This is a genomic window from Bradyrhizobium sp. WBOS08, from assembly GCF_024585125.1.
GTDB lineage: Bacteria > Pseudomonadota > Alphaproteobacteria > Rhizobiales > Xanthobacteraceae > Bradyrhizobium > Bradyrhizobium japonicum_B.
In genome coordinates, this window is sequence record NZ_CP028988.1 from 2,933,542 (window position 1) to 2,947,726 (window position 14,185).

The 14,185-nt window shown below is 65.0% G+C and carries 16 protein-coding genes; 8 read left to right on the top strand and 8 right to left on the bottom strand.

The window, feature by feature from the left end; translation table 11 throughout:
• Positions 1-58 precede the first annotated feature (58 nt).
• The 5 genes from DCM80_RS13955 to DCM80_RS13975 form a co-directional block, all read right to left on the bottom strand.
• On the bottom strand, positions 59-340 hold the full coding sequence (locus DCM80_RS13955) for a hypothetical protein (protein WP_257197473.1): 282 nt from the start codon (positions 338-340) through the stop codon (positions 59-61).
• The gene (locus DCM80_RS13960; RefSeq protein WP_257197474.1) at positions 337-564 is read right to left on the bottom strand and encodes a hypothetical protein; all 228 of its coding nucleotides are present in this window, start codon (positions 562-564) and stop codon (positions 337-339) included. The genes DCM80_RS13955 and DCM80_RS13960 overlap by 4 nt, the downstream gene beginning before the upstream one ends.
• Entirely contained in the window at positions 561-2,006 is a 1,446-nt protein-coding gene (locus DCM80_RS13965; protein ID WP_257197475.1) for a radical SAM protein, read from the bottom strand. Before DCM80_RS13965 ends, DCM80_RS13960 begins: the two co-directional genes overlap by 4 nt.
• A complete protein-coding gene (locus DCM80_RS13970) occupies positions 2,003-2,719 on the bottom strand; it encodes a prolipoprotein diacylglyceryl transferase family protein (RefSeq protein WP_257197476.1) in 717 nt (238 codons plus the stop codon). The genes DCM80_RS13965 and DCM80_RS13970 overlap by 4 nt, the downstream gene beginning before the upstream one ends.
• 72 nt (positions 2,720-2,791) lie before the next feature.
• Positions 2,792-3,556: a Crp/Fnr family transcriptional regulator gene (locus DCM80_RS13975; RefSeq protein ID WP_257197477.1), complete on the bottom strand. Its 765-nt coding sequence runs from the start codon at positions 3,554-3,556 to the stop codon at positions 2,792-2,794.
• 181 nt (positions 3,557-3,737) lie between these two features.
• Here DCM80_RS13975 and DCM80_RS13980 point away from each other — a divergent pair, with 181 nt between their 5' ends.
• Complete coding sequence (locus tag DCM80_RS13980) at positions 3,738-4,121, top strand: response regulator (protein ID WP_257197943.1); 384 nt, start codon at positions 3,738-3,740, stop codon at positions 4,119-4,121.
• Positions 4,122-4,144: 23 nt separating this feature from the next.
• Here DCM80_RS13980 and DCM80_RS13985 read toward each other — a convergent pair whose 3' ends face one another.
• Positions 4,145-5,686, bottom strand: coding sequence for an alkaline phosphatase (locus DCM80_RS13985; RefSeq protein ID WP_257197478.1), 1,542 nt, complete (start codon positions 5,684-5,686; stop codon positions 4,145-4,147).
• A gap of 150 nt (positions 5,687-5,836) precedes the next feature.
• Entirely contained in the window at positions 5,837-7,282 is a 1,446-nt protein-coding gene (locus DCM80_RS13990) for a TAXI family TRAP transporter solute-binding subunit (RefSeq protein ID WP_257197479.1), read from the bottom strand.
• 153 nt (positions 7,283-7,435) lie between these two features.
• Between DCM80_RS13990 and DCM80_RS13995 the strand changes: the two genes are divergently transcribed.
• The gene (locus DCM80_RS13995) at positions 7,436-7,726 is read left to right on the top strand and encodes a 4a-hydroxytetrahydrobiopterin dehydratase (RefSeq protein ID WP_257197480.1); all 291 of its coding nucleotides are present in this window, start codon (positions 7,436-7,438) and stop codon (positions 7,724-7,726) included.
• 115 nt (positions 7,727-7,841) lie between these two features.
• Complete coding sequence (locus tag DCM80_RS14000; protein WP_257197481.1) at positions 7,842-8,234, top strand: YkvA family protein; 393 nt, start codon at positions 7,842-7,844, stop codon at positions 8,232-8,234.
• Between the two features lie 29 nt (positions 8,235-8,263).
• Here DCM80_RS14000 and DCM80_RS14005 read toward each other — a convergent pair whose 3' ends face one another.
• The gene (locus DCM80_RS14005; protein ID WP_257197482.1) at positions 8,264-9,238 is read right to left on the bottom strand and encodes an NADPH:quinone oxidoreductase family protein; all 975 of its coding nucleotides are present in this window, start codon (positions 9,236-9,238) and stop codon (positions 8,264-8,266) included.
• A 221-nt stretch (positions 9,239-9,459) separates the two neighbouring features.
• Here DCM80_RS14005 and DCM80_RS14010 point away from each other — a divergent pair, with 221 nt between their 5' ends.
• From DCM80_RS14010 to DCM80_RS14030, 5 genes are all read left to right on the top strand, one after another.
• Positions 9,460-10,299, top strand: a complete 840-nt coding sequence (locus DCM80_RS14010; RefSeq protein ID WP_257197483.1) for an SDR family oxidoreductase — start codon at positions 9,460-9,462, stop codon at positions 10,297-10,299.
• 107 nt (positions 10,300-10,406) lie between these two features.
• Positions 10,407-11,072 carry an invasion associated locus B family protein gene (locus DCM80_RS14015; RefSeq protein WP_257197484.1) on the top strand — a complete coding sequence of 222 codons (666 nt, stop codon included), beginning with the start codon at positions 10,407-10,409 and terminating at the stop codon, positions 11,070-11,072.
• A gap of 192 nt (positions 11,073-11,264) precedes the next feature.
• Positions 11,265-12,467, top strand: coding sequence for a 23S rRNA (adenine(2503)-C(2))-methyltransferase RlmN (gene rlmN / locus DCM80_RS14020; protein WP_257197485.1), 1,203 nt, complete (start codon positions 11,265-11,267; stop codon positions 12,465-12,467).
• Positions 12,468-12,625: 158 nt separating this feature from the next.
• Complete coding sequence (locus tag DCM80_RS14025) at positions 12,626-13,120, top strand: hypothetical protein (protein WP_257197486.1); 495 nt, start codon at positions 12,626-12,628, stop codon at positions 13,118-13,120.
• A 222-nt stretch (positions 13,121-13,342) separates the two neighbouring features.
• On the top strand, positions 13,343-14,119 hold the full coding sequence (locus DCM80_RS14030; protein ID WP_257197487.1) for a phosphatase PAP2 family protein: 777 nt from the start codon (positions 13,343-13,345) through the stop codon (positions 14,117-14,119).
• Positions 14,120-14,185 lie beyond the last annotated feature (66 nt).

Here is a 14,185-nt window from a genome sequence, read left to right on the forward strand (position 1 = left end):
AAAACAATGTGTTCTTTGGGCCTTGGTTGACTGAATTTTGCCCGGGAATCTCCGGGGCTTAGCGATCGTTGCGGGCCGGCGGGGCCTTGCGGCCCACGATGGCCGCCCAGATCAGGACGACGCCCCCGATGCCGATGACCAGCCCCAAGAACACCAGCGACGCCATGTCGGAAGGGATCCGGCCACCGTCGACCACCGCCATTCCGCCGAACAGGAGCGCGCACAGCCCCGGCAACAGCATGAAGATCCCGGCGATCGCCATCAACGCGGTCAGGCAACCGCTGCGCGGTTGCTGGATCTGCGGAGGCAGGGCCGGTGGGGTTTGGTTGGACTCGCTCATGGTCTCTTTCTCGCGGCCCTGATCAGCATCACGCCGGCAAACGCCACCAGCAGTGCGAGGGCAAGGATGGGGATAAAGCGGGTGTCGAAGTGGGACGACTGGGTCTGGTCGAAGGCAAAGATCAGAGCGCAGATGCCGGGCAGCAGCAGGATCACCCCGAACATCACCATGATCGCGGTGACGCACCCGCTTCGCGGCGATGGAGGTGAGGGCGTCTCGCTCAACGCGGCACCTCCTCGCGCGCCTTGGTTTCTCGATAAGTCTCGTCGGCCAGTTCGGCGCGGATGCCGTCGATCTTGCCGTTGCGGTAGAACAAATTGTAGGTGTCGAACGGAATGATCGCGCCCTGCTCCGTCACGAAATGGATGCAGCTGCGCTTGACGTTGCCGACGCAGAAATTGAAGCGGTCGAGAAACTGCACGATGGTGACGCGGAAGACGTTCTCGTAGGAGAGCCCGTCCGGCACCTGAAAGCTCGGCAGGCAGCACAGCAATTCGCAGACCCGTTCGGACGTGTTGAGCGGCCCCGACGACAGCGAGAACAGATCGACGAATTTTTCCCGCAGCATCGGATATTTCTCCGGGCTGATGGTGTTGGGCATCACGGCGACCAGCTGTTCCTGCGGGATCAACGAGGTCAGCGGCAGCACCTTCTCGCCGTTGCGCAGGCCATAGCCGATCGAGATGCTTTCGGGATTGCAGGGCAGCGGGATCATGTCCTTGTCGCCGAACACGCCGGTCTGGATCACGCGCTTGCGGATCTCCGACAGCATGATGCGGTCGGTCTTGCCATCGAAATTGTCGTTGCGGCCGGCGTCCTGCACCGGCTGCAGCGTGACGCCGCGCACGCATTTCCAGGTGAGGGCGTGGCGGACGATGTCGCCGATCTCGGCATCGTTGACGCCGCGCTTGATGGTCGCGACCAGCGTGGTCGACACGCCGTAATGCTCGAGATTTTCCAGCGCCTGCTGCCGGATCCTGCGCAAATCCGCGCCGCGCAGATCGACCAGCGCGTCGCGCTGCAGCGAATCGAACTGGAGATAGACCTCCAGCCCGCGCTTGTTCTCGGCCAGCCTCGCCACGAAATCCTTGTCGCGCGCGATGCGCAGGCCGTTGGTGTTGATCATGACGTGGCGGATCGGACGGGCGCGTACCGCGTCCAGGATCTCGAAGAAATCCGGATGCAGCGTCGGCTCGCCGCCGGAGATCTGCACGAGATCGGGCTCGCCCTCGCTTGCGACCAGCGCGTCCAGCATCTTCTCCACGGTTGCGAGCGGGGTGAATTTGGTTCGTGCCGGCGAGGATTCCGCGAAGCAGACCGGGCAGGTCAGATTGCAATGCTCGGTGATCTCGATCAGCGCCAGGCAGGAGTGCTGCTCGTGGTCGGCACAGAGACCGCAATCATAGGGGCAACCGAATTCGGTGCGCTGCTGGAATTGCAGCGGCCGGTCGCCGGGCTTGATGAAATCCTTGCACAAGCGCCAATAGGCGGCATCGGTCGACACCAGCGTGGACTGGACGCCGTGCTCCCTGCAACGCTTTTCGTACCAGACCTCGTTGTCCAGGATCTGGATCTTGGCCGGCACCAGCTTCAGGCAGGTTTCGCAGAGAGATTGGGTCTGGCCCCAGAAAATATAGGGACGCGACTTACGCAACGGCGCGTTCATGCAAGTAACTCATTTTGCAGGCGTCTCGCTCTGGGTGCCGTCGCCAGCATGACGCCGGCGTAGAGCAGGATGGACAGCGACAGCAGGTGAAACAGGGTGAAGGGGCCGATCAGCGTGCCGTAGGGCTTGAGGAATTCCCACAGGAAGCGCTGCCCTCCATAATAGGCGAGCGCCAGGTAGAAACCATTGGTGATCGTGAACGCGTTCCGGTTCAAGACCGCCAGCACATAGACGAGCGCGAACACGGCCATGGCCGCGCTCTCGTAGAGCTGGACGGGATGGCGCAGAACGCCGTCGCCGAAATCATGGCCAAAAGGCAGCGTGGTCGGCGTGCCATAGGTGAAGTCGTCGAGACCTGCGAAATAGCAGCCGAGCCGGCCGATCGCGATACCGACGGCCAGCGGCAGCGCGAACCGCGCGCCGGTGCGCAAGGTGATGCCGGCGGTCCATTTGTAGAGCTCGATCGCCACGATGCCGCCGGCCAGCGCGCCCTCGACCGAGCGCGCAATGCCGCTCTGACCCGACAGCCACAGATTGGCGGAGCCGAACAGATAGGCGCCGAGGCCGGCACCGAACACCAAGGCGGCGATGTAGGGCAGCGCCGAGGATTGCGCCGGAAACCGCAAACCCCGTCGCGCCAGCCCGTAGGCGGCCGCGGCCGCCCCCAGCCACGCCAAGACGTCGAAGATGGTGTGAAGCAAAGCCCCGCTCATGCCGGGGATACTAGCCAGGTTCCGGCCGCGCGGGATAGTGCGCCCGCGCGTCTTGTGCCGGGGAAGAACTCGCTACCCCGCCTCCCGCTCTTCGGTCGGGTAGACGCCGCGCAGCACCTCTTCGAAGTGCATCTTCACCGCGTCGTTGCAGAGGCAGGCGCGAAGCTTCAGGCCGTCACGGCTGCGAACCAGGATCGATCCGCGCCGCGTGTCGAGAATCCGTTCTGCCTTGAACGATTGAAGCACGCGGCTGGCATAGGAGCGGCCCACGCCGAGCAGCGTCGCGAGCTGCTCGTGGGTCAGCGGCACGCTGCTCTCGTCGCCGGTCCGCTCCATCGCCGCCAGGATCCATTTGGCGGTCCGCTGCTCGATCGAATGGATCGCGTTGCAGGCGGTCGACTGGAATATCTGAGCCAGCATGCAATCGGCATAGCGGGCAAAGATGTTGCGCAGCGATGCCGAGCGCAGCTTGGCCGCTTCCAGCTTGGCGACATGAACGCGCGCGAACGGCCCGCCGAATTTCACGCAGATTCGGGTATAGGCCGGCAGGTAGCCCTCGCTGACGATACCGCCCACCGCGCCTTCGCGGCCGACCAGGATGGTTTCGACGTCGCGGCCGTCCTCGTTCGGAACGAGAAAGGTCGCGAGCGACGGTCCGCAGGGGAAGTGGACGACCTGGACGTCATCGCCGGGATTGTAGAGCAGCTCGCTTGCCGCGCAGTCCTCGACGGAGACGTGAGGTGCGAGCAGAGCGTAGTCGGCTTGGCTCAAACGCCGCAGCAGATTGTTGGCCGGCCGGCTTTCGACCTCGATCGTCTTGTTGATGCGCGCGTCCATCGTGGACCCCCTTCTCCTCCCGATCTTAGCGAGTTCCGTCGCGTTCCTGCGTGCACAAGTGAACAGACTGGAGAACGGCGATATGGTGGGTTTCGTTCCGGGAACCCCCCGATGCGCTGCAGGCAGGCATCGTGTCGCGGCAGTCCTGATCCAAAACCCCCACCACCTCCAAGATCTGATCATGGCACTCCTAGTTCCCGATGGCACAGGCCGGCCGGCCGACGTCCTGATTGTCGAAGACGACCCCATCATCGCGATCGATTTCGAGGATCGCCTGCTTGGATTTGGCGTCGCCGTTGTGCGGACCGTCGGGTCGGTGGCTCAGGCGCTGGGCGCTATTGTCGAGCGTGCGCCCGACTTCGCGCTGCTCGATGTCGAGCTGATCCGCGAGACCAGCTTTGCGGTCGCCGAACGGCTTCTTGCCCTGAATATCCCGTTCGTGTTCGTCACCGGCTATGGCGCCGAGGCGCGCATTCCGCCGCAATTCTCCGGTCAGCCACGGTTGCAGAAACCGTGTTCGAGCGATGCGTTGGAGGCGGCGTTGCGCTCGCGCGACGCCGATTAGACCCGTTTTGAGGGCTCTGGCCGTCAGCTCTGCTTCGGATCGAGCGTCGTCGACCACAGCGCGACATCGGCGCGGTCGCGCAACGTCACAATCATCTGGCCGGAGGCGCCGTCGATCTTGACGTGACCGAAGAACTGCATGCCCGCTGAGGGCGGCAGGTTCTGGCTGTTCTTGCCCGGCGCCTTGACGAAGCGCACCTCGGGTCCAAAGGTGTTGTCGAGCGCGTTCGGACCGAACGTGCCGGCATGCAGCGGCCCCGACACGAATTCCCAGAACGGCTCGAAATCCTGGAACTGCGCCTTGTTCGGATCGTAATAATGCGCGGCGGCGTAGTGCACGTCGGCGGTCAGCCACACAATGTTGCTGATCGGCGCCATCTTGATGAAGCGCAGGATGTCGGCGATCTCGAGCTCGCGCCCGCGCACCGGACCGTCGCCTTGCGCGATCGCTTCCGAGCCGCCCTTCGCCGTGTCCGATACGATCAGGCTCAGCGGCATGTCGGAGGCGATCACCTTCCAGGTCGCGCGCGAATTGAGCAGGCCGCGCTTGAGCCAGGCAATCTGGTCCGGGCCAAGGAAATGGCTGGCGGGGCCGTAAGCGGTTTCGAGATTGGGGCCGTTCGCGCCGCGATAGCTGCGCTCGTCGAGCATGAACACGTCGAGATGCGGGCCGTAGGAGATCTGGCGATAGACCCGGCCGGGCTCATGGATGCTTTCGCGCAGCGGATACATCTCGTGGAAGGCGCGCGCCCCGCGCGCGGCGAGCAGCGCGATGTCGCGCTCCTTGTAGGCCGCCGGCAGCTCTTTCGAGGGCGACCAATTGTTGGTCACTTCGTGATCGTCCCACTGCACGAAGATCGGCACCTCGGCATTGAAGGCGCGCAGATTGTCGTCGGTGAGATTGTATTTGTGCGCGGCGCGGTACTCGTCGAGCGTCTCGGCGACCTTGGCCTTCTCGGGGATGGTGACGTTCTTCCAGATCTTGCCGTCGGCGAGCTTCACCTCGGATGCAATCGGGCCGTCGGCGTAGATGGTGTCGCCGGAATGCAGGAAGAAGTCCGGCCGGTGCTTGCGCATCGTCGCGAAGGTAACCATGCCACCGTCGTCGGGGTTGATGCCCCAGCCCTGGCCGGCGACGTCTCCGCCCCAGACGAAGCTAACGTCGCGGCGGTCGGCCGGCGCGGTGCGGAGACGGCCGACGACCGCCTCGCCCTCGACCGCGCTGTGCGCGAGATCGCGGAAGCGGGCACGGTAAAAGATGTCCTGGCCGCCCGGCAGGTTCTCGATCAGCATCTTTGCGGTGAAGTCGCTTTCGGGGAGCGCCGCGATCGGCGGCAGCGCGCGGGCATCCCTGAACGTGTCGGTCGTCGCCACCTCGACCAGCATCTGCGCCGGCCGGTCGGTGCGCGCCCACACCACGCCGCCATCGGCCGTGACGTCGCCTGACTGTACGCCGTGAGTGACCCTTGGCCGATCGGCCGCGCGAGACAGGTAAGGCATCGCGATGGTGCCGAGCGCACCCGCGCCGGTGGCGAGGAAGCGGCGACGGGAGAATTTGATGTTCATGGCTGGCTCGCGGATCTCTCGCTGTTATTCCGGAGCGCGCGAAGCGCGAATCCGGATCTCGAGATTCCGGGTCTGGTCCTTCGGACCAGCCCGGAATGACGGCAAACCAATATCGAGGCAATGTGACGCAGCGACTACGCGCGCCGGAGCTCAGGCGTTGCCGGCGGCCCGGAACTGCGTGCCCGCACGCTGCAGGTTCGGCGGCAGGCTGAACAGCACCGCCTTGCGGTCGGCAACGGCGGAGTGGAACTGATCCAGCGCGATGTTGAAGGCGGTGAGCGCGCCTTCCTCGATCGCGCCGTGATCGTAGCAGCGCAGCGTGTCGCGCAGGATGTCGTCGGCTTCGGCCTGCATTTGGTCGAGCTCTTCGGTCGTCTCGCACTTGCGCGCGGCCGCGATCATGTCGAGCAGGCGCTCGCGCTGATGATTGTTGCTGTCGCGCTCATCCTTTTTCAGGTAGCCCGCGAACCAGGCGCCGACCGAGCCCATGGCCGACAGCGCCATCAGGCTCCACCAGATGTAGTCGCTGTATTTGTCGAGGAACGTCTTTTCCTCGCCGTCGACGAAGGCGGCCGCACCCGGATGCACCGGGATCACGGCATCCTTGTCGGTATCGGGCGTTTCGATCTTCGCCGCGAGCGGGAATTCGGTCACCAATTGCTGACGCACGGCGAACAGCTGGCGCGTGAACGCCGCAATGGTGGTTTCGGACACGCCTTTGCGCGCCACGACGTGGTGCGAGAAGCCGATGGTCTTGATCTCGTCCTCCGGGCGGGCGGGCGAGCCGCCATAGGTGCCGGCGGGAATCTCGGACGCCTCGTAGATCGGGTGGTTCTGCGCGATGGCATCCGCCGAATCGATCGCGATGAAGCTGGGCGCGCCGAAATCCTTGCTGGAGGCGGCGATCGCATCCGCCGTGATCTTGCTGTTGACGGGGCCCGCCGCGAGATAGACGTCGGCCTTCTGGCCCTTGATCGCCTCGGCCACCTCGTTGGCGGGGAATTGCACGATCTCGACCCTGGCGGGATCGACGCCGTATTGCTGCAGGATCACCTTGAGCAGATTGACGTTGGCCTGGGTGCGGCCGACCACGCCGACACGATGGCCGGCGAGCTGCGAGATCCTGGTGATCTTCGCGCCCCGCTTCTTGCCTTTGCCGGGGACGGACCACAGCACCACGACGTTCTTGCGCAGGGTCGCGACCGCTTGCGCGTTCTTGGGCACATCGACGTCGCCGCGCACGATGGCGAGATCGACCTTGCCTTCCGCGAGCGCATGGGCGCTGGCCGTGGCGCCGTCGGTCTGGATCGGCCGCAGTCGCACCTGGCCCTTGCTCTGACTGAACGCCTGCGTCAGCGCCTGCACGACCTTGACGTCGTCGCTGTTGGCGGGGCCGACCGCGATCTTCAGCGTCACCGGCCGCATCGCGAAGTAATAGCCGCCGGCGAGCGTGCCGACGATCGCAAGCACGAATGCGAGAGACACCAGGGCCGTCTTCCGCGCCGCAGATCGCGGCGAAGGCGGAGGGGGCGCTTCGGCCAGGTCCAATCCCCCGGTCATCGATCTCCCAAACAGGCGCTTGAGGCTCAGTTTCATCTTGGCCGGCGATTTACGCCGGTAATTGTAGCAAATTTCTTGTCCGGCGGGGTTACATCTCCGTCATGGTTAGCGGATGGCCGAAATCCCCGTATGAACCCGGGCCGTACGCAAGGTGTTAGGGTAAAGTTCCCCTGAAGGACGGAGATGATCATGGCAGAACGGCTCTCGGCGGAGGCGCGCAAGCAGGCGCTCGGCGGACTTCCGGGCTGGACCGACGTTCAGGGCCGGGATGCCATCGGGAAGACCTTTATCTTCAAGGATTTCAACGAGGCGTTCGGTTTCATGACCCGCGCCGCGCTGGTCGCCGAGAAGATGGATCACCACCCCGAATGGCGCAACGTCTACAAGACGGTGGAGGTGGTGCTGTCGACCCACGACGCCGGCGGCCTCACGGCGCTCGACGTCGCGTTGGCCAAGGCGATGAACGCGATCGCGGGCTGAGACCTTGCCGACGTCTTGCAGGGACAGCCGACATCCCCATCTTGTGATCAGCCAGGATGCGGCGGTTCGCCGCCTTGGACTAAATCGCCTGGGCTGAACGGGGAGTTTGTCGAACATGGCTGCCGAACACAGCGTCGGTTTCGAGCCGGCCGATCGGCTCGCGGAAGATCGCGAAGGCGTGCGCCGCCGCTTCTGGCGCAAGCTGAAGCGTGTCGCCGCGCATCTGCCCTTCGCAGAGGACCTGCTTGCGGCATATTACTGCGCGTTCGACCGGCAGACCCCGCGCCACGTCCAGGCCTCGCTGCTGGGTGCGATCGCCTATTTCGTCCTGCCGTTCGACTTCGTCGCCGACGTGATGCCGATCCTCGGCTTCGCCGATGACGCCGCCGTGCTCGCCACCGCCATCCGCATGGTCGCCGGCCACATCACGAACGAGCATCGCGAGGCCGCCCGCGCCGTGCTGCGGCGTGGGGTGGATGAGGCGGACGGCAAAGCAGAAGTCGCGTAGCCTACGCGACTTCAACCACCTGCATCAGCTCACGGATGCAGGATGACTTTGCCCATCGCCTGGCGTCCCGCCAGTACCTTCAGCGCGTCCGCGGTCTGGGCCAGCGGGAAGGTGCGATCGACATGCGATGAGATCTTTCCTTCCGCGGTCCACTTCACGAGCTTCTCCAGATTGGCGCGGTTCTTTTCCGGATTCTGCCGGGTCCAGGCGCCCCAGAACACGCCGCGGATGTCGCAGCCCTTCAAGAGCGCGAGGTTCAGCGGCATCTTCGGGATGTCGCCGGCGGCAAAGCCGATGACGAGGAAGCGGCCCTCCCAAGCGATCGAGCGCAGCGCCTGCTCGGCATAGGCACCGCCGACCGGATCGAAGATGATGTCGACGCCCTTGCCGCCGGTGAGCTTGCGCAGGCCTTCCTTCAGATCCTCCTTGGCGTAGTTCAGCGTCAGCTCGGCGCCATGCGCCTTGGCGAATTCGAGCTTCTCGTCCGACGAGGCGCAGGCGATCACCTTCAATCCCATCAGCTCGCCGAGCTCGCAGGCGGCAAGGCCGGTGCCGCCGGCCGCACCCAGCACCGCGAGCGTCTCGCCCGGCTTCGGGCTGGCGCGATCCTCCAGCGCATGCAGCGCGGTGCCGTAGATGATGATGATGCCGGCCGCGCGGTCGTAGTCGAGATTATCAGGGATCTTCACGATGGATGCCGCCGGCAGCGCGATCTTCTCGCGCGCGCCGTTGTGGCCGCAGGAGGCGACGACGCGATCGCCGACTTTCAGATCGGTGACGCCAGGACCGATGCTCTCGATCACGCCCGCGACCTCCGCGGCCGGCGAGAACGGGAACGGCGGCTTGATCTGGTACTTGCCCTGAATCATCAGGATGTCGAAGAAGTTCAGCGCCGCGGCCTTGATCGCGATCACCGCTTCGCCGGGGCCCGCCACCGGATCCGGCACCTCGGCGAGCACGAGGTCGTCGGGCTGGCAATATTGCGAGCAGAGGATGGCTTTCATGGCGGCACCTGGGGGCGTTTCGAGTGGAATTATAGTTGGGCCGTTTCTGCCGGATTTAGACACGGGCGACAATCCGGATTCTTTGTCTGAGGCCACGCCTCGGCCTATCCTCGTGATTGCGAGCAAAGCGAAGCAATCCAGGCAATTTCCGCGGCGCGGACTCTGGATTGCTCGCTGCGTTCGCAATGACGGCGTATGTGGACACAGAGAGGATTCAAACGATGTTTGAAACAGGCCTGCTCAGGGACAAGCGCATCCTCGTCACCGGCGGCGGCTCGGGTCTTGGCGCCGCGATGGGACACCGCTTCCTCACGCTCGGCGCCGAACTCGTCATTTGCGGCCGCAAGCTCGACCGGCTGGAAGGGACGGCCGCGGAGATGCGCGCGCAGAGCGGCGGCAAGGTCACGACGATCGCCTGCGATATCCGCGACGGGGTCGCGGTCGACGCCATGATGGACCGGATCTGGCGCGATGCGCCGCTCGATATCCTCGTCAACAACGCCGCCGCCACGTTCATCGCACAGAGCGAGCATCTGTCGTTCCGGGCGGCCGATGCGATCCTGGCGCCGACGCTGCATGGCGCGATGTACTGCACGCTCGCGGCCGGCAGGCGCTGGATCGAGGACAAGCATCGCGGCGTCGTGCTCTCGATTCTCTCGACCTCGACCGTCACCGGCCGCGCCTTCACGGTGCCGTCGGCGATGGCGAAGTCGGCGCTGCTGGCGATGACCAGGAGCCTTGCGGTGGAATGGGGGCCGAAAGGCATCCGCACCGTCGCCATTGCGCCGGGTCCATTCCCGACCGCGGGTGCCTCGGGGCAGCTCCGTCCCGAAGGCCGAGACGAGGGCTGGACCGCGCGCAATCCGCTGGGCCGCACCGGAGAGCATGGCGAATTGGCCGATCTCGCCAGCTTCCTGGTCTCGGATCGTGCCGCCTACATCAACGGCGAGATGGTCGTCATCGACGGTGGCGCGCATCTGCGCAGTTCCGGCGCCGAGGATTTGCTTCTTTGGACCGAGGCGCAATGGGCCGCCCAGCGCGCCGCGCGATCCAAAGGCTGATATTGCTAACTGCCTTCCCAAATTGGGCTTTCCCCGCTATCCCTGCCACGGGGACAAAGCGCGGCCGGGCCATCTTCCAGTCACAATATTGAGGGAACCACTCCAGCATGTGGCGGGTGCTGATTTTAGCTTTGATGACTGGCGTGGCGGCCGGGGGAATCGCTGTCTCCGCGCAGGCGCAGACGGCGCAACCGACGCCGAAATCCGCGCCACATCCAAAAGAGGCACCGAAACCGGTGGCGCCGGCGGCCCCGACGAATGGGAAGTCGGCCGCAAAGCCGGAGAGCAAAGCGGCGGCCCCGCCCGCTTCGGTTGCAGGTGGCGCGGAGCCGACCCTGATCGGTCAGTTCGGCACCTGGGGGGCCTATTCGGCGACGCCCAACGGCAAGAAGGTGTGCTTCGCGCTGGCCAAGCCGTCCTCGTCGAAGACCAATCCGCCGAATCGGCCGCGCGATCCCGCCTATGCCTTCGTCTCGACCCGGCCGGCCGAGAAGGTGAACAACGAAGTCTCGGTGATGATCGGCTACGCGCTGAAGCCGGGCTCGGAATCGACCGTCGAGGTCGGCGGTGCCGCTTTCGCGATGTACACGCAGGGCGACGGCCTCTGGATCAAGAATGCGGCCGAGGAGGAGCGGATGGTCGAGGCCATGCGCAAATCCGCCGAGCTCGTGGTCAAGGGTGTCTCGGCCAAGGGCACCGAGACGACCGACACGTTTTCGCTGAAGGGCCTCGCCCAGGCACTCGACAAGATCGCGCAGGATTGCAAGCGGTAAGAGCGCAGGCGTTAAGGCTGCGGGCGAGAAGGTCGCAATCGGTCGGTCCGGTTGCTATATAGAGCCGGTTCCACAATTTCAGTCGTCATGGCCGGGCCGTCTCGGCTAGCCACGTGCTAACTCAGGCGACAAGAACGTGGATGCCCGGGACAAGCCCGGGCATGACGAGACAGCAACTACTTTGGGCAACCGATGCACCCGACGACCGAGCCGCACAACGCAATCCCAGTGGAGAAGACGCCACTCGAAACCTATGTGCCGCCGGCAAAGCCGTCGCTGATCGGCCTGTCGCGCACCGAGCTTGCCGATCGGCTCGGCGAGATCGGGGTCGCGCCTGCGCAGCGCAAGATGCGGGTGCAGCAGCTGTGGCACTGGCTCTATTTCCGCGGCGCCCAGAGCTTCGACGACATGACCTCGATCTCGAAGGGCATCCGCGCCGAGCTCGCGCAGCATTTCACGGTCGATCGTCCCGACGTCGTGGCCGAGCAGATCTCCAACGACGGCACCCGCAAATGGCTGCTGCGGCTGCCGAGCGGCGATAACCTTCAGAAGGCGCATGAAGTCGAGTGCGTCTACATTCCCGAAACCGATCGCGGCACGCTTTGCGTCTCCTCGCAGGTCGGCTGCACCTTGAATTGCTCGTTCTGCCACACCGGCACGCAGCGCCTGGTGCGCAATCTCACCGCCGGCGAGATCGTCGGACAGGTGATGGTCGCGCGCGACCGCCTCAACGATTGGGCCGATCGCGAGGACGGCACGCGCCGCGTCACCAACATCGTGATGATGGGCATGGGCGAGCCGCTCTACAATTTCGACGCGGTGCGCGATGCACTGCTGATCGCCGGCGACAATGAAGGCATCGGCATCTCGCGCCGCCGCATCACGCTATCGACCTCGGGCGTGGTGCCCAACATCGTGCGCGCCGGCGAGGAGATCGGCGTCATGCTCGCGATCTCGCTGCACGCGGTGCGCGACGAGCTGCGCAACGAGCTGGTGCCGCTCAACCGCAAATACCCGATCAAGGAGCTCTTGCAGGCCTGCCGCGACTATCCCGGCGCCTCGAACGCGCGGCGCATCACCTTCGAATATGTGATGCTCAAGGGTGTCAACGATTCGCTCGACGACGCGAAATTGCTGGTGAAGCTGCTCAAGGGCATTCCCGCCAAGATCAACCTGATCCCGTTCAATCCCTGGCCCGGTACCGCCTATGAGTGCTCGGACTGGGACCAGATCGAAAAATTCTCCGAATACATCTTCAACGCCGGCTATTCCTCGCCGGTACGCACCCCGCGCGGCCGCGACATCCTCGCCGCCTGCGGCCAGCTGAAGTCGGAGACCGAGAAGCTCAGCGCACGCGAGCGCCAGGCGCTGCGCGCCATGGCGATGACAGACTAGGTTGTCATGCCCGCGCTCTCGCCTCCTCGTCATTGCGAGCGAAGCGAAGCAATCCAGAGCCTTTCCGCCGCGGCAGTCTGGATTGCTTCGTCGCACCAGCGCAAAATTGCTTCGCAATTTTGTCGCGGGCTCCTCGCAATGACGGTGAGGGTGGCGCAATGTCCCTGATCGGCCGCCTCATCGTCATCTTTATCGGCTTTCTCGCCGCCTGTTTCGTCGGCGGCATGATCGTCGTCGTTGCGCTGCTGTTTCCGGAATTCGCCGATCTCGGCGCCGGTCCCGTCGACCAGGGCACGATCGACATCCTGCTCGGCTTCGGCTTCGTCTTCGTCTCGGGCTTTGCGCTGGTGCCGGCGGCGGTGATCGTCGCCATCACCGAGGCGCTCTACATCCGCAGCGCGCTTGCCTACGCTGTCGGCGGCGGCCTCGTCGGGCTCGCCTGCTATCTCGGCCTCGTCCCGTTCCACCCCGACACGTTCCAGTTCGAGGGCATCGTGCGGCGGCACCTGGAGATCATGACCGGCGCAGGCATCGTCGCCGGCATGGTCTACTGGCTGATCGCCGGCCGCAACGCCGGCGCCTGGCGCATCGCGCCGCCCCCGCGTAAACCACCTCCGCCGCTGCCATCGAATTCACGGCCGGATGCGCGGTGACTCTCCATCGCAGATGGATATTGCAGGGGTCGTCATGCCCGGGCTTGTCCCTGCTGCGTGGAAAGGCGTGGATGGCCGGGACAGGCCTGGCCATGACGTTGCGGCGGCAGCTGGTGCCACAGCAACCTCTCATATGCGATGCGATAGCCCTGACCCTCCAGGGGGAGGATGGCCACCTCCCTGGGGTTTTCATCTCCTCCCCACTCCGCTAAACCGCGCGCCATGAACCGTACCGGACTCTTCATCGGCCTCGCGCTGTGGCTCGTGATCGGCGTCGTTTTCGGGCTCTATCCTGAGCTCGATCTCAAGCTCGCGTCGCTGTTCTTCGATCCCGCGACCAAGACGTTTCCGCTCAAGCTGAACGGCTGGGCCAGCTTCGCGCGTGACGCTGCGATGTGGGTCGCGTGGGCCTTCGTGCTGCCGTCCATCGTGGCGCTCGTGGTCAAGATGATCCGGCCGGACCGGCCGCTGATGGTGCGGGGGCGCACGATCATCTTCCTGCTGGTGACGATGGCGATGTCGGCCGGCATTCTCACCAACCTCACCTTCAAGACCTATTGGGGCCGGCCGCGCCCGGTGGTGGTGACGGAGTTCGCCGGCGACCAGCAATTCGTGCCGTGGTGGGATCCGCGCGGCGGCTGCGCCCGCAATTGCTCGTTCTTCTCGGGCGAAGGCGCGACCGCGTTCTGGACGCTGGCGCCGGCCGCGCTGGCGCCGCCGGCGTGGCGGCCGCTCGCCTACGCCGCCGCCGTAACGTTCGGCGCCTTGACGAGCGGGCTGCGCATGGCCTTCGGTGGCCACTTCTTCACCGACGTGGCCATCGCCGGCCTCGTCACCTTCGTCGTGATCTGGTTCGCCTACGCGCTGATTTACCGCTGGCCGCGGACGCGGTTTTCCGACGAGGCAGTCGATGCCGCCCTGACCCGGCTCAACATGCCGGCCTACCGGCTCCGCCAGCGCCTGTTCGGCCGCAAGACCGGCCCCGAGCCGTCGCTTTGAGCCATTAAATGCGTGCCGATCCCTGCGAAATTTGATATTCGCGCGGTCAAGTTCGAACCCTCCATC

Bases quoted from the DNA above. Each gene is read 5' to 3' on its own strand.
- DCM80_RS13955 (WP_257197473.1), bottom strand. From the start codon at position 340: ATGAGCGAGTCCAACCAAACCCCACCGGCCCTGCCTCCGCAGATCCAG.
- DCM80_RS13965 (WP_257197475.1), bottom strand. From the start codon at position 2,006: ATGAACGCGCCGTTGCGTAAGTCGCGTCCCTATATTTTCTGGGGCCAG.
- DCM80_RS13970 (WP_257197476.1), bottom strand. From the start codon at position 2,719: ATGAGCGGGGCTTTGCTTCACACCATCTTCGACGTCTTGGCGTGGCTG.
- DCM80_RS13975 (WP_257197477.1), bottom strand. From the start codon at position 3,556: ATGGACGCGCGCATCAACAAGACGATCGAGGTCGAAAGCCGGCCGGCC.
- DCM80_RS13980 (WP_257197943.1), top strand. From the start codon at position 3,738: ATGGCACTCCTAGTTCCCGATGGCACAGGCCGGCCGGCCGACGTCCTG.
- DCM80_RS13985 (WP_257197478.1), bottom strand. From the start codon at position 5,686: ATGAACATCAAATTCTCCCGTCGCCGCTTCCTCGCCACCGGCGCGGGT.
- DCM80_RS13990 (WP_257197479.1), bottom strand. From the start codon at position 7,282: ATGAAACTGAGCCTCAAGCGCCTGTTTGGGAGATCGATGACCGGGGGA.
- DCM80_RS13995 (WP_257197480.1), top strand. From the start codon at position 7,436: ATGGCAGAACGGCTCTCGGCGGAGGCGCGCAAGCAGGCGCTCGGCGGA.
- DCM80_RS14000 (WP_257197481.1), top strand. From the start codon at position 7,842: ATGGCTGCCGAACACAGCGTCGGTTTCGAGCCGGCCGATCGGCTCGCG.
- DCM80_RS14005 (WP_257197482.1), bottom strand. From the start codon at position 9,238: ATGAAAGCCATCCTCTGCTCGCAATATTGCCAGCCCGACGACCTCGTG.
- DCM80_RS14010 (WP_257197483.1), top strand. From the start codon at position 9,460: ATGTTTGAAACAGGCCTGCTCAGGGACAAGCGCATCCTCGTCACCGGC.
- DCM80_RS14015 (WP_257197484.1), top strand. From the start codon at position 10,407: ATGTGGCGGGTGCTGATTTTAGCTTTGATGACTGGCGTGGCGGCCGGG.
- rlmN (WP_257197485.1), top strand. From the start codon at position 11,265: ATGCACCCGACGACCGAGCCGCACAACGCAATCCCAGTGGAGAAGACG.
- DCM80_RS14025 (WP_257197486.1), top strand. From the start codon at position 12,626: ATGTCCCTGATCGGCCGCCTCATCGTCATCTTTATCGGCTTTCTCGCC.
- DCM80_RS14030 (WP_257197487.1), top strand. From the start codon at position 13,343: ATGAACCGTACCGGACTCTTCATCGGCCTCGCGCTGTGGCTCGTGATC.